Source organism: Fictibacillus sp. UD, assembly GCF_043558025.1.
Taxonomy (GTDB): Bacteria; Bacillota; Bacilli; order Bacillales; family Fictibacillaceae; genus Fictibacillus.
Map to the genome: position 1 here is coordinate 58,715 of NZ_JARUHH010000015.1, position 19,687 is coordinate 78,401.

Genomic DNA, 19,687 nt, shown 5'->3' on the forward strand with positions numbered 1-19,687 from the left:
TTAATAAGTAGAGCTAATTATTTAAGGAGTTTGGTACTATATGAAAAAAATGATTATTGTAGGTGGGGGTATACAAGGGTGTACTCTAGCTATCCATCTTTTAAAAATGAAAAAACTTGATAATCATGAACTATTGATTATAGACAAAAATAACAAGCCACTTAGTAATTGGAAAGAATGTACAAATCTAATTTCTATGCCGTTTTTACGATCACCGTCTGTGCATCACCTAGATGTGAATCCTTTTTCACTAGAAAAGTTTTCTAAGAAAGAAGGCTTTCATAAAGTTAAACATTTTTATGGTTATTATGATCGACCTTCTCTAGAAATGTTTAACGAGCATTGTGAAGCAGTGATTAACGATTTAGATATAGTAAGTTGCTGGAAACAGGCTTCTGTAACTGGAATAGAAAAACAACAAGGTTACTGGACTGTCGAGACAGAAGAAGGTGAGGTTATTGAAGCTGAGAACCTTGTTCTAGCTATGGGATTAAGAGAACATCCCTATTGGCCCAAGTGGGCAGAAAAGGCAAGCTCAGAAAACGCTCATATTCATCATGTCTTTCAAAAAGAAGTGCCTGATCTAAATGCGTGCTCTATTCCCATATCAATCATTGGAGGAGGAATTTCTGCAGCGCATCTCGCACTTTCGTTATCAAAAAAATATCCTGGTCAAGTATCGTTAATTTATAGAAAAGATCTAGAAGTGCACACCTTTGATTCTGATCCAGGGTGGCAAGGCCCCATGTACATGGACAAATTTAAGCAGATACAAGACTATTCCATCAGAAGAAAGACTATTATTGAAGCGAGACACAAGGGCTCTGTAACAAAAGAACTTTATTTAGGGTTAAAATCTGCTGAAAAAAGCGGTAAAATAAAGCTGATAAAAAACGAGGTTCAATCATATTGTACAGAGGAAAAAAAGCTTGTTTTCCAATCAGGAGAAACATATGATGCTAAAACCGTACTTCTGGCTACAGGTTTTCATTCAACACCTCCAGGAATTCAGTGGCTTAAAAGTGTAATTAAACACGAAAACTTAAGATGCGCAAAATGTGGCTATCCAATAGTGAGTCCTGAGACGTTAGAATGGGATCAAGGGTTGTTTGTTATGGGCCCGTTAGCAGAGCTTGAGATTGGACCAGTGTCGAGGAATATTGCAGGTGCAAGAAGAGCGACTGAAAGAATATTACGAGCTATATGAGATTCTATCATACAAGACAGCTCATTTCATAGATTAGAAGAAGAGGTGAAAATATGAATGAGTATTCCACCAAAAGAGACGTTGTTAGAAAAGAGATGATAGGCCTTTTATTGCTAGCAATCTTTATTATTTCTTTTCTATTTATGGAAGAGATCAAAAATGATTCTGTATTTGAAAACTTGCCGAGTTCCATCATGCATGTGAATACGGTGTTTTTAAGTATTTTAATAGAGGCAGTTCCTTTTATTTTATTGGGAGTTTTCGTTTCAGCCTTAATTCAAACCTTTGTATCAGAACAACATATTCAAAAATTGATTCCGAAAAATCCCTATGCCGGAATTGGTGCGGTTCTGTTCATGGGTATTATCTTTCCAGTCTGTGAATGTGCAATTATTCCAGTTGTGAGACGTTTGATTAAGAAGGGCTTGCCGCTTCATTTGGGTGTTGTTTTTCTATTGACGGTTCCAATTGTTAACCCGGTTGTTATTCTCTCCACGTTTTATGCGTTTCGAACCAACATGACTGTGGTGTATGGAAGAATTGGACTTGCTCTTTTAGTAGCTATCGTTATCGGATTAATCATTTATTGGGTTTTCCGCAATGGAGACCAGTTAAAATCACATGTTCATTATAGCGGACATGATCATTCACATGGCTTGTCGATCAGCCGCTGGAAACAAACGGTCTATCATGCATCAGACGAATTTTTTGATACAGGAAAGTTTCTTATTTTTGGAGCTTTTCTAGCAAGTATGTTCCAAGTGTTCATTAACCGAAATGACCTGTTGGCACTTGGCAGTAATGAGTGGTCATCAACAGGATTAATGATGGGACTCGCTTTCTTGTTATCCATTTGTTCTGAAGCAGATGCGTTTATCGCAGCTTCGTTTGGAAGCTCGTTTACGGTAGGATCGATCATTGCTTTCTTGGTTTATGGGCCGATGCTGGATGTGAAGAACATGCTCATGATGTTCGCGTATTTTAAGACGAGGTTTGTTTTCGTATTAATGGGCTTGATTACGTTTGTGGTATTTGCTGCGGCTATGGTATTTCAATACGTATAAAGAAGGAGGTAAGGTGATATGAAAAAGGGGAACCAAGACTTTCACATCTATTTAAGAGGAATTATCTTAATCGGTTTTATGCTTCTATTAATTGGTTTGATTACTTCGGGAAAGCTCAATTACTATGTTGCACCTAAAATGCACATATTTGTTTACTTTGCCATTGCCATCTTTGCCATTTTAGGAGTTATGCAATTTTTTAGAAGATCGGACAGCCAGCAAGAAGAGGCTTGCGGATGTGGAGTAGACCATACACCAAAAGGCAAGCCTCTCAAACATTTTTTTATTTATATGATTTTTGTCATTCCTCTTCTTACAGGGTTTATGATTCCTGAAAAAGCGATGGATAGCTCTGTAGCTGAAAAACGCGGCATTCGTTATGGAACCGGATTGTATGCAAAGCCAGCTCAGCAAACAGACGACGGGAAAGTGGTACCGACTCAAGAAGTGGATGTTGAGGCTTACCTAGAAGATCCAGAGGGCTATATTAAGGAGATGGAAGAGAACGTAAAGAAGGAAAATCCGATCGAAACGTATGATATCACGGACTATTATAAAAAATTTGGAAAAGAACAATTAGAGAAAGACAAAGTGGTGGTTACATCTGATCATTACCTCGATACGATGACTGTTCTTGATGTCTACTTAGACAAGTTTATCGGGAAAGAAATAGAGACTACGGGCTTCGTTTACCGTGAAGAAGGAATGGGCGAAAATCAAGCAGTGATAGCCCGTTTTTCCATGAACTGCTGCAGTGCTGATGCGGTGGTATATGGGACAATTATTGAAGGTGAAGGGGTTTCTAAGCTGAAGTCTGATGAGTGGTACACAGTTTCGGGAATAATAGATGAAACAGAGTTAAATAAAGTGCGGTTGCCATTAGTGAAGGTTGAATCAATGAAAAAGATTAAACCTCTTAAAGATCCATATGTGTATCCGAGCACTGAAAGCCTAGGAGCATATTAATACTCAGAATAAAAAGCGGAGGGAAGTTTCCTCCGCTTTTTTGATATTAGTATACGTAAGTACCGACAATAAATAGTTCAAATAACACTGTTACACCGATAAAATAAGATACTTGTGCAAACAATCCCCAGTCTTTGTCTTTGGCCAACTGCATAACATACAGCGCTACGGCTGAAACGATTACGGGTACAATAAGCGAGCTTCCACTAAAAGTGAGGTACTTTGGTGCTATCGTATAGAACGTACTATTGAACAGGGATTGAATGACATAAAGCTGGGTTAGGATAAAGAGTGCAATCGACACCCACTTTGCCCAAGGTTCTTCTTGTTCGATTACATCAATTCGTACAAAATACAAAATACCTAAGAATAAGATAGGAGGAACCACCCAAATAAAGGCGTTCGTCATCGCGATAAACGATACGACAGAAGCAGCAAGTGCATCAAAAGTTGCGTTATACACATCTTGTTTATTGATGGATTGGCTCTCTTTTTTAATTTCAGGATTCTGGCTGGCTAAGAATACTCTATAATCACTTACCGTTTCTGCTTTTAACCAAGCGATTGTTTGCTCATCAATATAAAAAGGATAAACAGAGATTTTATCTGTTGTGCTAATTCGTGTTGCTTTCCAATCTTTGTTGTTTAGAGTTGCTTTATAAATGTTTCCAGCTTCCTTCTTTGCTGAAATGGGTCCTGTAGCTGAAAAGAGAATAATAGGCTGATTGTTTTCTATATTTAGCTGCTGGTACATTGGATTCTTCATTTCGTAACCTAATTCAGACTCTATAAAATTGACAGCTTTAAAGGAAAGAGCTGTCAATTGGTCAGAAGAAGCTTCTCCGTAAAATGTTTTAAATGACTTTGTTCCTTGTTTTGATGAATAAAACGTGTAAATAAAATGTACTTTGCTATCCGATTCTGCAAATCGGAAATTGTAGATCTTATCGTTAGGTGTCTTGCTGTATTGAATAATTGAATTCGCTTTATATTGATCATCTTTTTCTTGTAAATAAAAAACTTCCATCTCAACTTTTTCGCCAACGGTTGCGATAAACGAATTGGATTCAGAGTGTCCTGTTAACTCTGAAAGTTTTTCTTTTGCAGAATAAATGATACGGCTCTTCCCGCTTTCAGAATCATATACATATACCTCATTGCCTTTTGAATAAGCAAAGCGGCTCTTCGAATCAGCTAATAATTCTACATCTTTATCTAAAACGGTTTGTTTACCATCTTCATAGAGGATAAGTTCCCCGTTTGAAACAAATGCAATTTGATTGCCGTTCGTCCAAAATTTTCCCCTTTCATCAAGAGGCAGACTCTCTGTCTTTTGTGATATCAAATTTAACTTTTCATCTAGAGTGGTCACCCTTAAACCATTCAGTTGTTGGGTATAAATTTGATATTGGTTATCAGCTTTAAATGCGATAGGTTCGGCACTAATCGATTCTGCAGGTGTACTGACCGATCTGCTCCAGTCAGGGTTTGGAAGTTTCGTCTCACTCAGAATATTATTCCAAACAACAGCTCCTAAAAGCAGCAAAACGCCAGCTAAGGGCAGTAGCAAAGCCTTGTAATTTGATTGATTACTTTTCTTTTTCTTTTTTGGTCTTAGTTCGGTGTTCATAGCGGTAAAGCCCCCTTTTCTCTATAAAAAGAACAAAATATAACTATTCGATAATAAGACGGATATACCTGTAAATTCTATTCATTTTTTTGAAAAAAGTAGATAAAAAGTCACAAAGATTTGGAGGGAAGCATTTTTATTTCTTGAAAATTTTGTAGAATAATAATAATTGCCCTGGAAATAATGTCGAAAATCATAAAAGTTTATACATATTAGGAGACTTAATAAGGTCAAACGCAGGAATACAAGGGATTCATCTAGTGGATGTAGAATACAAGTTAGAATTGATAATTGATACTTGCGATACAACAAAAAATAAGTGGAAAGGGTGGGGTGGATGAGAAGGCAGAAGTGGTTAGTTTATCTAGTATTAGCAGTCTTTCTTGCTGGGTGTTCCAGTGAAGCTACAAAAGGTACATTGAACGATAAGAACTTAACACTGCAAGATCATCCGAAAGGCGCTTATCCAAGATATTATGATCAAGTATCTAAAGAAGAAACCGAAAAAGCCTTGCCATTTCCGCTAGAGCTTCCAAGTAAACTGCCGTTTAAAGTTGTATTATCCACATACCAAATTTCAGATTGGGGTGAAAAGAGAAATATTCTGCTAGATACCGTTTTTTATCCGACACAAGAGGGGCAAAATGTTTATTTGGCTTACCGTGTCTCAAATTTTTTACCCAAAACAGACAAGTTAGAGACGAAGGATAAAGTTAAGCTAAAAGACGGAACAAAAGCGTATTTCTCTGGAAGTAATGATCTGCCAATGATCGCCTGGAAAAAAGATGGATTGTATCATAAGATGGAATACTTAATGAAAGAAGGAACAGACAGAAAAGCTGAAAAACAGAAGCTATTAGAGGCTGCTAGTTCTGTTTATAAATAACAATAAGCTGACTCGAAATCGTGGATACACGGTTGTCTGAGTCAGCTTCTCTTGTTTAATGAAGTCGTTCTGCCTTTACGATTAAACGATATTTATCTGAATAAAGAGGTTCGCAAGTAATAAGTGTTAGTTCTTCTTCCTTCGCAGCATTCAATACGGATAAATCTTCAGGATTAACTATGACCATATCATAAACTTTGTATACAATTGTCCCAGACGTGGTCTCTATTTTAATCGCATCTCCTGTTTTAACCTCATTTAATCTATGAAAAAACTGACCATACGTATGTGATCTGTGACCGGCCAATACACTGTTTCCTTTATCGCCTGGAAAAGAAGTAGAAGTCATCCAACCTACTGCATTCTTAAGATCCTTTTGAGCAACACCAGGAACGATCATGGTCTCCAGATTAATTGTTTCGATAGTTATTTTCCCGATTACACCTTTTTCCACAGCAATTGATTTATCTATTTCTTCAGGTTCCTGTTTTTCTTCTTGATTGGTTTTGTCAGCCTTTATAGCTTTTACTTCTGGAAGTGTAAAAGGATTTTGATAAGAGTGATTTAATGCACTCCACTCCCTTTCAAGCGCCTTCTGTTCGTTTTCTGTTTTCCAGTTTGTTAGTAATGGTATTACAAGAAGTGCGATGCCAAGAATGACTGCTGAAATTGCCGCTCGTTTTACCGTTTTTGCACTCATGACTCCATCCGGACTGCTCTAAAGTATAGCCCAATTCCTAAGAGTAAGAATAGCGTGCCTAGCATCGTCCATGTTGATTGGCCGAAAGGACTTCCGGTTTTCGGAAGTGTTTGATGTGGCGGGCCTGAAGCATTTGTTGGTTTTTCTACATCAGAAATGATTACAGGCGTTTCCTCATCAGTTGAAGTCATTCCTTTTATTTCTGTTGAAAGGGTAGATGTTACGCCACCCGCACCTTGAGTCATGATGTCTGTAGAGATTGAATCGCTAGTTCCAGAGTACGCTCCAGTTACTTGTACGTTAATTTTTGACGTACCCGTTTCTAACGTTGGAACCATAATCCAAATTACACCTTCTTTATCCATCTCTATTGTTGCACCTTTTATGCCGGAAACGTTAAGGCTCTCTATTTTAATCGTTTCAGGGAGAAGAAGGCGTATCTTATACGGCTTTGCAGATTTCTCATTCTGATTTTCAATATGAAGCAAATAGTCTAAATAAAGTTTATCTTTCTTCATTTCTGCCAAGTAATTACCTTTAACTTTTATCATCTTCCAGTCAAATTCAGTTGCATCTTTTAATAGAAATGTAATTGGTGTAAGAGACACGTCGTTCATTCCGTTCATTCCGATCATGAGAGGAAGATGAATATTTTCCCATCCTTCAATTTTCTTCATAGTAAAATGAAGAATGATATTTGATTCTCCTGTCATGCATTTTGGAAGATGAATGTATGCATAATCCTCTTTAACGGTTACAGTTGCCCCTTCAATTCCGGTAACTGAGACATCCGAAATGATATCGCGAGCAGGGAGTTTTATTTTTAAAACTGTGTCTTCGAGGATCATAGAATTCATATTATTCATTTTCAACATTAACTTAAGCTTCACATCGTTCTTTAACCAATCTACAACTTTGGATTCGGACTTCACTGTAACTTTAGTTAAATCAGCTAAAGGCTGCTCAATCTCATCCATTGGCAGCAAGAAGAATTTCACATCGAATGTTAAAATTTCATCCTTTTCCATGTCGGGAAGAGTTAATGTGATACCAGTGGTTGTATCATAATTAGCTATAATATCTTCTTTTTTTCGATTTTTGTTATTCTCAGTGATCAAAACTTCGGGAGGATATGTAGTGTCTAACTGGGTGTGAGGCGGGTAAGGGATGTTGACGGTTAATCCGCTTAAAGTGTCTTCTGTATTATTTTTAAGTTTGAACTTGTAAACGGGACGCATTTTCTTTTGTGCATCAGGTACATTTCCATTAAGTTGAATTGAGCCGCTTAATTTACGCATGGATTCACTTACGGTAAAATCAGAAAATGCAGTTACTGCAGGATCGATCTCGAGAGCATTCAGCAAAGTTGTCTCAGAAGTCGAAGATTCGTTTCCGGCAGCTAATACATTCATTGGAACAAGCATAATACATAAAATAAGAAGCGAAAAAAACACCTTTTTCAAATAATTCACATTCCTTTCTAATTTTGGATAATAAGTCCCAAGGAAGATATACCCATAAAATATGACGAAATAACATGAAATTTGAAAAAAAAAAATTTTTGTGTGGTATTATGAATCAAAGGAGGGGTTTAATTTGCAAAATTTGGCCTTCGAATCTGCATGGGATAGGACTTTAGCCCATCAAGACCGATCAGAAATAGAACGAGTTTTTTCGAGATTAGATCATGATCAAAAAGTGGGACAGCAGGCTGTGATTTTGAAGACAGCCTTTAATCATAAAGAAGAATTTTTAGTGACTGTATTAGTCAATAACTATTCAAACGAACTCTTTTCACTGGAAGGCAAAAAAGTGTTATATAACGAAAGCGGTGAACATATAAGCGAGATGAAGTCTCAATATAAACTTGAGATTCCAGCACAAACGAGTATGCCTTGGACGTTTATATTTCCAGCTGCAGCCTTAAGGAAAATGCCATCAAAAGAGTTTGGGGAACTAATTTTCAATTAAAGTGGGGGAACGTTTTGAGAACGATTATTTGGTTTGTTTATTTTTGGGCAGTTTTACTGAAGTTGATACCATCATTAAATCGTGTAAAGAAGCTGCATAAAGCAGGTAATATTGGAGAGCGTGATCAATTAGTAGATAAAAAAGTGAAAGATTGGTCGACATCTCTTGTGAGGTTGAGCGGTTCTAAGATTACAGTGAGTGGAGAGGAAAATATTCCAAAAAACACGGCTGTTCTTTTTGTGAGTAATCACCAAGGTAATTTTGATATTCCGATTCTATTAGGCTATATACAAAAACCAAAAGCTTTCATCTCAAAGATTGAAGTAAAGAAAATGCCTTTTATCGGCACATGGATGGAGCACTTGAACTGCTTGTTTATGGATCGTAAAAATGTAAGGCAGTCGGTTAAAGCGATAAATGAAGGTGCGAATTTGCTAAAGAACGGAACATCTCTTGTTATTTTTCCTGAAGGAACAAGAAGTAAAGGTGATAACATGGCTGAGTTTAAAGCAGGCAGTTTTAAATTGGCCACTAAGTCGGGTGTTCCGATCATTCCAGTCTCAATTAACGGTTCTTATAAAATCATGGAACAGCAGGGATTCTGGATTAAACCAGCAGACGTTTATATTACGGTTTATCCGCCAGTCTATCCAGAGCAATTAGAAGCTAAAGAACTGGCGCACATTACAGAACAAATTATTAAAGATGGAGTTAAGAAAGCAGTATCTTAAAGGATAGTCCCTTTTATCTAGGATTAAGCCTATACGAGATACACTGAAATTTGGTATTATTGGGATATAAGGTAATAATTTCTAGGAGGAATACCATGACCGGAACAATTTCAGTCATTATGATTTTCTCGATTCCCATTATCGCCATCGTATTAGGACATTTTCAATCGCAAACAAAGTTAAAACATAAGATGTTAAAAGACGAGCTAGAGCTTGAACGTTTAAAGCATGATAACTATGTGATTGAGACGCAGAAGATGAGGCTTGAGCTTGAACAGATGAAGCTGATTGATGCAAATGATAAAAAAGAATCCGTATAAAAAGAACGAGTAGTCAAACCCCATTTCAAATTTCTTCTTTGAGGTGGGGTTTGTTTTTCATCCGAAAGAGAATTCTATTCTAGGCACTTTCTCAATTCCTAGGCATATGATGGTTGCAATAAGTCTGAAGGGATTGAATGCTGTGCAGAATACTGTCATTACGCAATCACAAGGTTCGGAATTCATTCTTGCTGGAATAAAAAGAGAAAGTTCACTAATTGATTGTTATCGGCGTTTAGCAAATGTGGCACCAGATCAGAATCACAAGAACAATATTTCTTATGCTTTAGAATATAAAAAGTCGTGTTTGAGGTATTTTACAAATTTGTACACCTCTCTAACAGGAAAACAACCTGAGTACGAAAGAAATTATGTTGAGTTCCAAAGTTACGAAGAGGGATTGCAAAAAACGTATCAAGCAGAGATAGAGGGTTGCCAGATCTATCAGAACAACTCTTATCGCTGTTATCATCCTTATGTTCAACAAGCGTTATTACAAGCTGCTTACCAAAAAAGAGAACATGCAGAACGCCTAGGATGGTTAAAAAAACGTATTCCTATTGAATTAAGAGATTATGGCGGTAATCCGTTTGTTGTTGATATTGAAGAAGCTACAAAACAAAATAAAACATATCGCACTGCTTTATGGACAGGAGATAAGTTGCAAGTGACTTTGATGAGTATAGGGGTAGGGGATGATATTGGTTTGGAAGTTCATCCTACAACCGATCAATTTCTGCGGATAGAAGAAGGTCAAGGACTTGTACAGATGGGTGACAGTCCAGATAACTTAGATTACAAAGTTCAAGCTTATGATGACTTTGCAATCATGATACCTGCAGGGAAATGGCACAACCTAACCAATACAGGTAATAAACCAATTAAACTTTACGCTATTTACGCTCCGCCTGAGCATCCATTTGGCACTGTGCATGAAACAAAAGCGATCGCGATGGCAGCAGAAGCAGAAGAATAGTAAAAACCAGTATATATCTCGAATTACGCTGAAAACCTAACTTTGTCTATAAGCTAAAAGCCTCTCACTCTGAGAGGCTTTTTACTTTATCTGTAATTAATGAATTGAACATCGATCGGTAGATTTGCTTCTTTAACAAGGGCTATGATCTGCTGAAGGTCATCTCTGCTCTTTGCTGTTACACGAACTTGATCATCTTGAACTTGGCTTTTTACTTTTAAACCAGAGTTTTTGATCAGCGTGTTAATTTTTTTTGCATTGTCTTTATCGATCCCTGTTACAAGTTTAGCGCGCTGGCGAACAGTTCCGCCCGAAGCTTGTTCGATCTTGCTGTAATCCAGGTTCTTTGTTGGTACTCCGCGTTTGATCAGCTTTGTAATAAGAACATCTTTTAGCTGCTCAAGCTTGTACTCATCGTCGGAAACTAAAACGAGTTCTTCACTTGATTTATCAAGCGTGATCTCACTTTTGCTCCCTTTAAAGTCATAACGTGTTGTAATTTCTTTTGTTGCGATATTAATCGCATTGTCGACTTCTGATAGATCTACTTGTGAAACGATATCAAATGAACTTTCTTTAGCCATTTTGTGAAACCTCCTGACGTTTACTTCGTTTATATAGTTACAGTATAAATACATTGCGGTTATGTTTCCAGTTTGTACACATTCTTTTCCGTGGAAACGGGTACAAAATGAATAATGTATGTTAAAATGAAGGCTGGAAAATTTACAGAATGTTTTAACCACTAGGAGGAGTACTTTGTGCTTCATTACAAAACGTACACACACGAAAAGAATCATCAATGGGTGATTTTTGTCCATGGAGCAGGGGGCAGTTCATCCATTTGGTATAAACAGCTAAGAGAATTTAAGCAGCACTTTAATATTTTGCTCGTTGATCTTAGAGGTCATGGCAAATCACAATCCGATAAATTTTTATTAAAAAAATATTCGTTTAAAGAAGTCAGCCTGGATGTGCTAGAGGTAATGGATCATCTTAAAATCCAAAAAGCGCATTTCGTAGGTATTTCTTTGGGAACGATTCTAATCCAAACAATCGCAGAACTCTCCCCTGAACGAGTGGCTACTATGACGCTTGGCGGAGCGGTGACGAAGATGAATTTCCGTTCACGATTCCTAATCGCGATGGGCAATCTCTGTAAATCATTTATTCCGTACATGTGGCTGTACAGCTTGTTTGCTTGGGTTATTATGCCGAAGAAAAGACATGAAGCTTCCCGTTCTTTGTTTATTGGAGAAGCCAAAAAGCTTTGTCAAAAAGAATTTAAGCGCTGGTTTAAACTAACGCTAAAAATTAACCCATTTTTACAAAGCTTGCGTAAGAAAGAAATTCCGATTCCAACCCTATATATCATGGGTGAGGAAGATTATATGTTTTTACCGCCAATTCAGGCGTTTATTGATAAGAAAAAGCATTCAAAGCTTCTGACGATCAAGGATTGCGGACATGTCTGCAATGTGGATCAGCCAGATATTTTTAATAAGAATTCGATTGAATTTATAAAAAGACAAATTGCCGCAGCACCAAATGCGTCATAATAAAAAGGAAGTCTCCGTTGTGGGACTTCCTTTTTCGTTTGGTTATAAACTTACAGCTCTAGCGATTGTAAATAATCGTGAAGCGGGATGGAACCCTTTTGTAATCAAGTCTTTAATAATGGTTGCGCCTAGCATGCTATAGACCGTTCCGTTACCGCCAAAGCCTAAACAATAATATTCACCAAGGCGGTTAGGGTGCTCCCCGATATACGGCAGACCATCGTGTGATTCTCCGAAAGTCGCACACCATGTGTGGGAAATCTTTGGTGAGAGATCAGGGAAATGTTCTCTCACTTTTTCAAGGATACGCTCTCCGCGTTCTTCAATAATACCTTCATTTAATGGTGCTTCTGCTTTATCTTCATCCAAGCCGCCAGCAACAATTCTTCCGTCTCTTGTAGTCCTCATATAAAGGTAAGGACGTTTCGTTTCCCAGATCATCCACTCTTTGTACCACGTTTTTAAGGAAGTCAGCGGTTCAGTTACAATGGCATACGAACGGTTTAAGTCTGCTCCCAATTGTTGAGCAAGAAAGTCATTTTCATAACCAGTCGCAAAAATAATATAACGTGCTGAAATGGTGCCTTTTTCAGATTCACACGTAAACCCATGAACAGTTTTGGTTTTACGGATAAGCGGTGTTTGTTCATAGATTCTAACTCCTGCAGCAGCCGCATCTTTTAACATGATCTGAACACATTTATACGGATTCACATCTGCATCTCCGCTTGTTACGAGAGCAGCAGGTTTTGAAAAAGGAAACCTCGAAGAAATCTCTGAGGGCTCTAAATATTCAACGGGAAAATCATACTTCTTTAATACCTCATATTCACGTACAAGCTTTGATACGTCTTCACTTGAGCTGGCAAAGTACAAGCTCTTTTGTGGCCGGAATTCTGGATCCTCCGATAGTTCAGACACAACCTTGTCTAAATCTTTCATAGCGGTCTGACAAAGCTGGTAAAAGTAAACGGCATCCTGTTCTCCTTGCTGTTCAATCAGTTCGTGAAGCATTTTGTCACTGGAGAATTGCAGAAGTCCTGTATTTGCTGAGGAGCTGCCTGAGCCGGGATGTCTTCTATCAATTAATACAACATCTAATTCTTTTTCCTGGCTCAATACATGAGCACAGAGAGCGCCAGCCATGCCACCGCCAACAATTAATACGTCACACGAAATATTTTCTTCAAGTTCTGGATATTGAGTGGTATTTTTATACGTTTCAGGCCAGTACAAATGACCATTGTGTAGATTCATATTTACTCCTCCTCGTCTTCCATTCATTCCCCGGAAAGACGTGAAAGAAACGCATGAAAGGAAATATTTATCAATAATATAGAGAAGGTGGGTTGTACATGATTGCCAACAGCTTAATGGAAGGTGGGTTTCGCAAACTTCGATGCTTGATTTTCAGGTTTGTACAAGAAAAGAGCTGCTTTGCCCAAAATTGGGTTAAGCAGCTCATTATTTATTATGGTAAGTTTGTTACCTTGTCTTCATCTTTTACGATTAATAACATCTTACCCATGTCGAGCTTTCTTTCGTACTGATCCGCCTCAACGTCAGATAACCCCATTTCAGTCATCTTTTTGCGGAGCTCGTCACCTCTGGAATCAAATACATTGCTGAGGGCCGTGCCGAGTCCTTCTTCTTTTAGGCCGATCGTATTAACATCCGCGTCGTGTGCAAGATCTTTCGTGTCATCTTTTTCGTGGGATAATACATACAGGTTGTCTTCGTGAATCCCTTGCGCCTTCAATTCATTTGCAGCTGCAATCAATTCTTGTTGGGAGTTGAATTCATGTACGATTGGTTTAACCATTTACTATCCTCTCCTTTATACGAAGTTATAGTGTATATTCACGGAATTAGGCAGCATTAAACTTCCTTTTTCACTATATCACCGGGAGGAAAGTACTAAATTTCCCCATTCGTATAGTTTCTCTAGGTACTACCTCCTCTTTTTATAGGAATATAATGTTTTTACACCATTTTTACGAATATCCTCTATCTTTTTACAATTCAAAATATATAATTTTAACTGTTGAGTTTTTTACAAAATGAAATGATAGGGGAGTATTTCAGATGAAAAAAACACTTTCAGCCTTAGCGTTATCATTAGCATTAACACCTATGGGAACAGCCGTCCATGCAGAAGGGAATTCAATCGAAAAGCAAAACGGACAATTTTTGGACGTTCAGTTGTTGGGTGTGAACGACTTTCATGGCCAGATTGATATCACACGTAATGTGGCAGGTCAGTCTGCAGGGCGTGCAGATTATCTAGCAAGCTACATAAAGCAAAGAGAAGCTGAGAACGAGAACACACTTTTAGTTCATGCTGGAGATATGGTAGGAGCGAGTTCGCCAACGTCTGCATTGCTGCAGGATGAGCCGACAGTTGAGATCATGAACGAGATGGGATTTGACGTAGGAACACTAGGAAATCATGAATTTGATGAAGGCGTGGATGAGATGATGCGCCTTATTAATGGCGGAACTCATGCGAAAACAGGTGAATTTGAAGGAGCCAACTTTCCGTATGTGGCCGCTAATGTAGTAGATAAAGAGACAAAGGAACATATTCTTCCACCATACACGATTAAAAAAGTGAAGGGTGTAAATATTGGATTTATCGGCGTTGTTTTCTCTGATACTCCTGACATTGTTATACCAAGCGGCACAGCTGGGGTAGAGTTTACGGACGAAGCTGAGGCGATTAATAAAGCTGCCAAGGAACTTAAGAAAAAGGGTGTAAAAGCAATGGTCGTGCTTGCTCATAACCCAATCGATCAAGCGAGCACGGGAGAAGTTTCTGGTGAATTAGTAGATATGGCAAACAGTGTTGATGATGAAATTGATGTTATGTTTGGCGCGCACAATCATAGAAACGTAAATGCTGTAGTAGATAATAAGTTACTCGTACAAGCCTATTCGTACGGAACGGCATTTGCAGATGTAGATTTAAAGATTGACCGCCGCACAAAAGACATTGTAGAAAAGAAAGCGGAAGTGGTAACAACGTTCCAAAGCGCTGTAACTCCTGATGTAAAGATTACGGAAATCATTAACAGAGCGGAAGAACAAGTGGCTCCGATTATTAATGAAGTAGTCGGTAACGCAGATAAGTTATTATCTGGCACAGATGCATATAGTGGCGAATCCGAGTTAGGAAATGTAATTGCTGATTCTATGACAGAGCAAACAGGAACGGACTTTGCCTTTATGAATCCAGGAGGAATTCGTGATGTGATCAATCCAGGTGAAGTAACTTGGGGAGAACTTTTCAATGTTCAGCCTTTTGGGAATGACCTGGTGACAATGACGTTAACTGGTGCACAGATCAAAGAACTTTTTGAATCCCAATGGTCAACGGGGCGTGAAAAGATGCTTCAGATTTCTGGATTAAAAGCTACCTTTGATATGTCTAAACCAGTTGGACAAAGAACGGTCTCCATGGTTAAAGAAGACGGTACACCGGTTGATGCTGGTGCAGAATATACCGTTACGGTAAATAACTTTATGGCAGGCGGCGGTGACGGCTACACCGTTTTATTAGAAGGAAAGAATCAAACCATTACGGTTACAGATCTTGATGCACTCGTGAACTACTTTAAGAGTCGCGATGCTGTTACAGCAGAGATTGAAGGGCGTATCGTGAAGATTAATCAATAGTAAGGTTCTTATTACGAAAACAACTTAAAAAGAAAAGGCAAAGCGCAACTAAAGTCGCTTTGCCTTTTTTCTATTCGCCTCGATCTACTAAATCTAGTCTGCCTGTCGCCGGATCGATTACAAGACCGTGAACTTTTACCCCTTCAGGAAGCAGCGGATGGTTTCTCACAAGTGCCACACTGTTTTTCACTGAATCCTCCACACTGTCAAAACCTTTGAGCCAGTTTTTTAAATCCAGTCCAGAATATTTTAAAGTGTCGAGTGTCGTGTCCTCAATCCCACGATCTTTCATTTTAGTAATGAACTTATCAGGATTTACACTGCTCATCCCACAGTCATAGTGACCGATGACCATTACTTCCTCAGCTTTTAGTTCATAGATTGCGACAAGAATACTTCTCATAATAGAGCCAAATGGGTGAGAGATAACCGCACCTGCGGACTTAACAACTTTTACATCCCCGTTCTTAATGTTCATTGCACTAGGCAGTAATTCTGTTAAACGTGTATCCATACAAGACACAATGACGAGCCCTTTTTCAGGAAATTTAGTAGTTTGGAAAGGCTCATATTCTTTGTTTTCAACAAATTGGTGATTGAATTCTAAGATTTCGTTAAGTACAGACATGATTCTCCTCCTTGTTTCTACAGAAAATAATTAGACAATGAAAAGATTTAGAAGTATACGTCTTTTTCTATCATATTCAGCTTAAACTCGCTAACATATTCACTTCTACATTAACTATTATACAAAAAAGGGAGCTCAATCTGCTCTTTTTTGTATATGAAACACTTGTTTTGTTGATAGAAACTCTAAAACAAAAGCACATTGTGACAAACATTTTAGTAAAAGGTACGTATAATCGCAAGTAACACCACATAAATTGGTAAGTTCGAAAGGAGGAAGGATCATAGGGTCAACTTGCCATTAAAGTAGGTTTAAATAGATCGGAACAAATAATCGAAAATTTGAAAGGGGTAGGGAAGATGGAAGTTATGACGTATGTCCTTTGGGTTCTGCTGTTAATGGGGTCGGTTATGAAGAATTACATGGTTGCTGTGTCAATGCCGAAAACAGGACAAGTTGTGATGGCGAATGCATTAGCGTCTAATTCGTTCTCGTATGCTGAAGTGAGTGGCAAGATTGCAGCTGATTTTGAACGTGCGATTGCTGGCACATTCAACAGGCAGAATTTCAGTTGGGTAGATACGTCATAGTATATAAAACGCATTATTGATATGAGCAGTTAATAAATGTGTAATGATAAGAGACTGTCATTTAAAGGGGGACTTTTATTAGAGATAAAATCTGTATCTATTTTCGCATTCACTATCATGCTCGCGGCCTGGATCACCGTACGTGTGCTAGTGAATGAGGGTTATCGAGCGGAATTTGGAGCGGAAGAGACAGCTTATTTGAAGCTGTCTTTTTGTACGTTATTTTATTTATGTGCAGGCGTTTGATAGAATAAGAAAAAAAGATAATTGTGGTGAATCCGATGAATATACCAGTAAGTCAGTTTGCGAAGAAAATAGAAAAACATGTAGCAGAAATGAAACAGCTGAGTGAAAACTCTCCTAAGCTGCGTGAACACGTTTCAGCGATCCAAACGTTGTGCGAGTTAATGCTGGAGGCGGAAGAGGACAACTCAGCTGGTGTAAAAGAATGGGTACCGTCTCATCCTGTGCAAAAACCTTCAAGCATGATGACAGCACCACCTGCAAAACCCCATAAAAAGTCGATGATGGATTTTGATATGGACTATGATGATGACGATCAAGACACAAAAGATGGCAATGGAGACTCTATTTTTGATTTTTAAAGTGTAGTTGATGAAAAACCTGCTCTTTTTGAGTGGGTTTTTCATTTTTATGGTGGTTTGTAAGGCGTATGAGTACAGTTGAGGTATTTAAGGAGAAGTAATTCGGGAGTTTTACAAATAGAACGAGAACCCCGCCTGCTTTAAACGCCTATTCAATAAAAACTAAAAAATTGCTGCTTTCAAATGTTGTCTTCTATGTTCAATGATTGAAGTGCAAGGTGCGAGACTCCTGCGGGACAGGTGGGCAGGTGAGACACTTAAGAGTGAAACGTACAAATGTGGCTCACCGCCTGCCCCGCGGAAAGCGAGCAGCCTGGAACGGAGATCATTCACTTCCAAAGGCAACAACTTTTGCGAAAACAGCCAAACAAAAAAAACAGCGCCTAGTCAGCACTGTTAAATCGATACGTATGTGTTTCTATGTTCCATTCTTTCATCTCTGCGTTTTGCAATTTCAATTTTTTCGTTAATCTTTTTATTAGAAAAATAAACGGCAGCGGCTGTTGCGATAAGGCTTAGAGCAGCTAAACCAATCATTGTATATATCATAGTAATAATAAGTTCCATTGTGTTGTTCCTCCCTTATTAGTTTCTGTCTTGTTTTTTGTATTCCACTATAAAATTTATTTAAACCTCTTTTTTGTATAGGCCAAATGAATCAAAATGAAAATATGAGAATGGAATGATGGTAAAAATTCCTCCTTCGTTTTATAATAAATTTACGAACATACGTTCTGTTTTGTTCGATATAAAATGAGGGGTGAGCGTAATATGAATGGTGCAAGTGAATGGTTAAACCTTGTCAATCTCCTCGGAAATGTGGGCTTTCCTATCGTCATTGCTGGGTATTTGCTTTTTCAGTTTGAAAAGAGGATTCAGAGTCTTGAAGGAATCATTAGAGAACTTCACTCAGAGTTGGTGGAGAAGGAGGAGCTTGAAAGGAAGATCGATCAATATGTCCGCTTGCTGGACAGCGAACGTCAGCCGAAGAAACGTTAACGTTCGCTTTTTATTATCATGGACAACCCGTCCGCCAAAATCTTTACAATCCTGTGGCATTCTTTTGTATCCGCATATTTCAGTGGTAAGATAAAAGAAAAACAGGAGTGGAAAACTATGAAGCTTTTTCTTATATTAGGAGCGATTCATGCAATGCTTGCTGTCATGCTGGGAGCATTCGGTGCACATGCGCTTGAGGCGAAATTAACAGCACGCAATATGCTAAATGTGTACCAAACAGGGGTTCAATACCATATGTATCATGCACTGGCATTGCTGGCCGTAGGCATTTTACTAGGAAAGTGGCCGGCATCGTCTTTATTAACTGGAGCAGGTTGGTCGTTCTTTATCGGGATTTTATTGTTCTCTGGAAGTCTTTACGCGCTCTCAAACACAGGCATGAAGTTTTTCGGCCCAATCACACCGCTTGGTGGCGTAGCGTTTATCGTAGGCTGGATCTTGCTGATCATTGCGGTAGTAAAAGCATAATAAAAAGGCGCTCTTAAATAAGGGCGCCTTAATCTTTTGATTGCCTGAACCAGACATGAATGACGTTCTATCAACGCGGGCTGTATTGAGAGAGCTGTCCGGATTGCTGCTGCGTGCCGAACGGATAGCTATAGTTGATCTCCTCATCAAACGTAACATAGTTCACGTATACCATTAACAGTAAATAACGCTTTCCAGTCTGCGGATCACTTAAGATAATGTGGTCACGCCCTGCCGCTTCAATGACCCCTTTAAAAACTTTCGCGTTCCATTTTTCGTTATTTTCAAACGTCATATAGACGGTTGCGACTTTCCCTTTGTTCATACGTAAAATATTTTCAATGTACGATTGCTCTAGCGGAAGCTGACCTGGTGCACCTATGTCAGGCAGGGGACCGCCACCCATTCCAGGCGCCTGCTGGCTTTGGGCCATATCCTGAGGGACGCCCATCCCGGCCATACCACCCATTCCACCCATACTCCCACCCATCATGCCGCCCATTCCATTCATACCATTTTGCTGCCGATAATACTCCTGGCCATACGGATTAAAGTTGTTCATCAACAAACCTCCCTAAAAGGTGTTAAACACGTTTGGACAATCGCTTTGCTTAGGCTGATAAAAACAGTGTGCCTTAAAGCTTCCTGCACGCGGTTGATTGTACCAAGTTGCAGGACAAGGACCGCTTGG

Annotated in this window: 24 protein-coding genes; 16 read left to right on the top strand and 8 right to left on the bottom strand. The window is 38.6% G+C overall.

From position 1 onward, the window contains the following. Positions 1 to 40 precede the first annotated feature (40 nt). The 3 genes from P8610_RS17105 to P8610_RS17115 are packed head-to-tail and all read left to right on the top strand — an operon-like array spanning position 41 to position 3,237. Positions 41 to 1,207, top strand: a complete 1,167-nt coding sequence (locus P8610_RS17105; protein ID WP_394605502.1) for an NAD(P)-binding domain-containing protein — start codon at positions 41 to 43, stop codon at positions 1,205 to 1,207. A gap of 53 nt (positions 1,208 to 1,260) precedes the next feature. Further along, the gene (locus P8610_RS17110) at positions 1,261 to 2,271 is read left to right on the top strand and encodes a permease (protein WP_394605505.1); all 1,011 of its coding nucleotides are present in this window, start codon (positions 1,261 to 1,263) and stop codon (positions 2,269 to 2,271) included. An 18-nt stretch (positions 2,272 to 2,289) separates the two neighbouring features. Further along, positions 2,290 to 3,237: a TIGR03943 family putative permease subunit gene (locus P8610_RS17115; protein WP_394605507.1), complete on the top strand. Its 948-nt coding sequence runs from the start codon at positions 2,290 to 2,292 to the stop codon at positions 3,235 to 3,237. 46 nt (positions 3,238 to 3,283) lie between these two features. Here P8610_RS17115 and P8610_RS17120 read toward each other — a convergent pair whose 3' ends face one another. Then, positions 3,284 to 4,867, bottom strand: a complete 1,584-nt coding sequence (locus P8610_RS17120) for a hypothetical protein (RefSeq protein ID WP_394605509.1) — start codon at positions 4,865 to 4,867, stop codon at positions 3,284 to 3,286. Between the two features lie 337 nt (positions 4,868 to 5,204). Between P8610_RS17120 and P8610_RS17125 the strand changes: the two genes are divergently transcribed. Further along, complete coding sequence (locus P8610_RS17125) at positions 5,205 to 5,753, top strand: hypothetical protein (protein WP_394605511.1); 549 nt, start codon at positions 5,205 to 5,207, stop codon at positions 5,751 to 5,753. 55 nt (positions 5,754 to 5,808) lie between these two features. On the opposite strand, the gene P8610_RS17130 is transcribed toward P8610_RS17125, so the two are convergent. Both P8610_RS17130 and P8610_RS17135 read right to left on the bottom strand, forming a co-directional pair. After that, the gene (locus tag P8610_RS17130; protein WP_394605512.1) at positions 5,809 to 6,453 is read right to left on the bottom strand and encodes a class D sortase; all 645 of its coding nucleotides are present in this window, start codon (positions 6,451 to 6,453) and stop codon (positions 5,809 to 5,811) included. Continuing rightward, entirely contained in the window at positions 6,450 to 7,907 is a 1,458-nt protein-coding gene (locus tag P8610_RS17135; protein ID WP_394605535.1) for an LPXTG cell wall anchor domain-containing protein, read from the bottom strand. The genes P8610_RS17130 and P8610_RS17135 overlap by 4 nt, the downstream gene beginning before the upstream one ends. Positions 7,908 to 8,049: 142 nt before the next feature. On the opposite strand from P8610_RS17135, the gene P8610_RS17140 reads away from it, so the two are divergent. The 4 genes from P8610_RS17140 to P8610_RS17155 all read left to right on the top strand — a co-directional run bounded on the left by P8610_RS17140 (position 8,050) and on the right by P8610_RS17155 (position 10,451). Further along, complete coding sequence (locus tag P8610_RS17140) at positions 8,050 to 8,424, top strand: SLAP domain-containing protein (RefSeq protein WP_394605513.1); 375 nt, start codon at positions 8,050 to 8,052, stop codon at positions 8,422 to 8,424. A 14-nt stretch (positions 8,425 to 8,438) separates the two neighbouring features. After that, positions 8,439 to 9,155, top strand: coding sequence for a lysophospholipid acyltransferase family protein (locus P8610_RS17145; RefSeq protein WP_394605514.1), 717 nt, complete (start codon positions 8,439 to 8,441; stop codon positions 9,153 to 9,155). A gap of 95 nt (positions 9,156 to 9,250) precedes the next feature. After that, complete coding sequence (locus P8610_RS17150; protein WP_394605516.1) at positions 9,251 to 9,475, top strand: hypothetical protein; 225 nt, start codon at positions 9,251 to 9,253, stop codon at positions 9,473 to 9,475. 142 nt (positions 9,476 to 9,617) lie between these two features. Next, entirely contained in the window at positions 9,618 to 10,451 is an 834-nt protein-coding gene (locus P8610_RS17155) for a cupin domain-containing protein (protein ID WP_394605518.1), read from the top strand. Positions 10,452 to 10,537: 86 nt separating this feature from the next. Here P8610_RS17155 and P8610_RS17160 read toward each other — a convergent pair whose 3' ends face one another. After that, positions 10,538 to 11,035, bottom strand: coding sequence for a YajQ family cyclic di-GMP-binding protein (locus tag P8610_RS17160; RefSeq protein WP_394605520.1), 498 nt, complete (start codon positions 11,033 to 11,035; stop codon positions 10,538 to 10,540). A gap of 177 nt (positions 11,036 to 11,212) precedes the next feature. Here P8610_RS17160 and P8610_RS17165 point away from each other — a divergent pair, with 177 nt between their 5' ends. After that, positions 11,213 to 12,010 (top strand): alpha/beta fold hydrolase, encoded by a 798-nt coding sequence (locus P8610_RS17165; protein ID WP_289493969.1) that lies wholly within the window; start codon positions 11,213 to 11,215, stop codon positions 12,008 to 12,010. A 42-nt stretch (positions 12,011 to 12,052) separates the two neighbouring features. Here P8610_RS17165 and P8610_RS17170 read toward each other — a convergent pair whose 3' ends face one another. Together P8610_RS17170 and P8610_RS17175 are read right to left on the bottom strand one after the other, a co-directional pair. After that, positions 12,053 to 13,267, bottom strand: a complete 1,215-nt coding sequence (locus P8610_RS17170) for an NAD(P)/FAD-dependent oxidoreductase (protein WP_394605521.1) — start codon at positions 13,265 to 13,267, stop codon at positions 12,053 to 12,055. A gap of 214 nt (positions 13,268 to 13,481) precedes the next feature. Further along, positions 13,482 to 13,832 (bottom strand): general stress protein, encoded by a 351-nt coding sequence (locus tag P8610_RS17175; protein WP_289493971.1) that lies wholly within the window; start codon positions 13,830 to 13,832, stop codon positions 13,482 to 13,484. 263 nt (positions 13,833 to 14,095) lie between these two features. On the opposite strand from P8610_RS17175, the gene P8610_RS17180 reads away from it, so the two are divergent. Beyond that, entirely contained in the window at positions 14,096 to 15,685 is a 1,590-nt protein-coding gene (locus P8610_RS17180) for a bifunctional metallophosphatase/5'-nucleotidase (RefSeq protein ID WP_394605522.1), read from the top strand. Between the two features lie 70 nt (positions 15,686 to 15,755). On the opposite strand, the gene P8610_RS17185 is transcribed toward P8610_RS17180, so the two are convergent. Next, entirely contained in the window at positions 15,756 to 16,313 is a 558-nt protein-coding gene (locus P8610_RS17185; protein ID WP_394605524.1) for a beta-class carbonic anhydrase, read from the bottom strand. Between the two features lie 359 nt (positions 16,314 to 16,672). Between P8610_RS17185 and P8610_RS17190 the strand changes: the two genes are divergently transcribed. The 6 genes from P8610_RS17190 to P8610_RS17215 all read left to right on the top strand — a co-directional run bounded on the left by P8610_RS17190 (position 16,673) and on the right by P8610_RS17215 (position 18,996). Then, positions 16,673 to 16,903, top strand: a complete 231-nt coding sequence (locus tag P8610_RS17190; protein ID WP_394605526.1) for a hypothetical protein — start codon at positions 16,673 to 16,675, stop codon at positions 16,901 to 16,903. Positions 16,904 to 16,939: 36 nt separating this feature from the next. Continuing rightward, the gene (locus tag P8610_RS17195) at positions 16,940 to 17,149 is read left to right on the top strand and encodes a hypothetical protein (RefSeq protein ID WP_394605527.1); all 210 of its coding nucleotides are present in this window, start codon (positions 16,940 to 16,942) and stop codon (positions 17,147 to 17,149) included. A gap of 35 nt (positions 17,150 to 17,184) precedes the next feature. Continuing rightward, on the top strand, positions 17,185 to 17,508 hold the full coding sequence (locus P8610_RS17200; protein ID WP_394605529.1) for a YwdI family protein: 324 nt from the start codon (positions 17,185 to 17,187) through the stop codon (positions 17,506 to 17,508). A 218-nt stretch (positions 17,509 to 17,726) separates the two neighbouring features. Next, the gene (locus P8610_RS17205) at positions 17,727 to 17,978 is read left to right on the top strand and encodes a hypothetical protein (protein ID WP_394605531.1); all 252 of its coding nucleotides are present in this window, start codon (positions 17,727 to 17,729) and stop codon (positions 17,976 to 17,978) included. Between the two features lie 301 nt (positions 17,979 to 18,279). After that, positions 18,280 to 18,507: a YvrJ family protein gene (locus tag P8610_RS17210; RefSeq protein ID WP_066244574.1), complete on the top strand. Its 228-nt coding sequence runs from the start codon at positions 18,280 to 18,282 to the stop codon at positions 18,505 to 18,507. A gap of 117 nt (positions 18,508 to 18,624) precedes the next feature. Continuing rightward, positions 18,625 to 18,996: a DUF423 domain-containing protein gene (locus P8610_RS17215; protein ID WP_289493978.1), complete on the top strand. Its 372-nt coding sequence runs from the start codon at positions 18,625 to 18,627 to the stop codon at positions 18,994 to 18,996. 70 nt (positions 18,997 to 19,066) lie between these two features. Here the strand turns inward: P8610_RS17215 and gerQ are convergent, their stop codons facing one another. Further along, positions 19,067 to 19,558, bottom strand: a complete 492-nt coding sequence (gene gerQ, locus P8610_RS17220) for a spore coat protein GerQ (protein WP_394605533.1) — start codon at positions 19,556 to 19,558, stop codon at positions 19,067 to 19,069. Positions 19,559 to 19,687 lie beyond the last annotated feature (129 nt).

Bases quoted from the DNA above. Each gene is read 5' to 3' on its own strand.
- P8610_RS17105 (WP_394605502.1), top strand. From the start codon at position 41: ATGAAAAAAATGATTATTGTAGGTGGGGGTATACAAGGGTGTACTCTA.
- P8610_RS17110 (WP_394605505.1), top strand. From the start codon at position 1,261: ATGAATGAGTATTCCACCAAAAGAGACGTTGTTAGAAAAGAGATGATA.
- P8610_RS17115 (WP_394605507.1), top strand. From the start codon at position 2,290: ATGAAAAAGGGGAACCAAGACTTTCACATCTATTTAAGAGGAATTATC.
- P8610_RS17120 (WP_394605509.1), bottom strand. From the start codon at position 4,867: ATGAACACCGAACTAAGACCAAAAAAGAAAAAGAAAAGTAATCAATCA.
- P8610_RS17125 (WP_394605511.1), top strand. From the start codon at position 5,205: ATGAGAAGGCAGAAGTGGTTAGTTTATCTAGTATTAGCAGTCTTTCTT.
- P8610_RS17130 (WP_394605512.1), bottom strand. From the start codon at position 6,453: ATGAGTGCAAAAACGGTAAAACGAGCGGCAATTTCAGCAGTCATTCTT.
- P8610_RS17150 (WP_394605516.1), top strand. From the start codon at position 9,251: ATGACCGGAACAATTTCAGTCATTATGATTTTCTCGATTCCCATTATC.
- P8610_RS17160 (WP_394605520.1), bottom strand. From the start codon at position 11,035: ATGGCTAAAGAAAGTTCATTTGATATCGTTTCACAAGTAGATCTATCA.
- P8610_RS17170 (WP_394605521.1), bottom strand. From the start codon at position 13,267: ATGAATCTACACAATGGTCATTTGTACTGGCCTGAAACGTATAAAAAT.
- P8610_RS17175 (WP_289493971.1), bottom strand. From the start codon at position 13,832: ATGGTTAAACCAATCGTACATGAATTCAACTCCCAACAAGAATTGATT.
- P8610_RS17180 (WP_394605522.1), top strand. From the start codon at position 14,096: ATGAAAAAAACACTTTCAGCCTTAGCGTTATCATTAGCATTAACACCT.
- P8610_RS17185 (WP_394605524.1), bottom strand. From the start codon at position 16,313: ATGTCTGTACTTAACGAAATCTTAGAATTCAATCACCAATTTGTTGAA.
- P8610_RS17190 (WP_394605526.1), top strand. From the start codon at position 16,673: ATGGAAGTTATGACGTATGTCCTTTGGGTTCTGCTGTTAATGGGGTCG.
- P8610_RS17195 (WP_394605527.1), top strand. From the start codon at position 16,940: ATGTGTAATGATAAGAGACTGTCATTTAAAGGGGGACTTTTATTAGAG.
- P8610_RS17200 (WP_394605529.1), top strand. From the start codon at position 17,185: ATGAATATACCAGTAAGTCAGTTTGCGAAGAAAATAGAAAAACATGTA.
- P8610_RS17210 (WP_066244574.1), top strand. From the start codon at position 18,280: ATGAATGGTGCAAGTGAATGGTTAAACCTTGTCAATCTCCTCGGAAAT.
- P8610_RS17215 (WP_289493978.1), top strand. From the start codon at position 18,625: ATGAAGCTTTTTCTTATATTAGGAGCGATTCATGCAATGCTTGCTGTC.
- gerQ (WP_394605533.1), bottom strand. From the start codon at position 19,558: ATGAACAACTTTAATCCGTATGGCCAGGAGTATTATCGGCAGCAAAAT.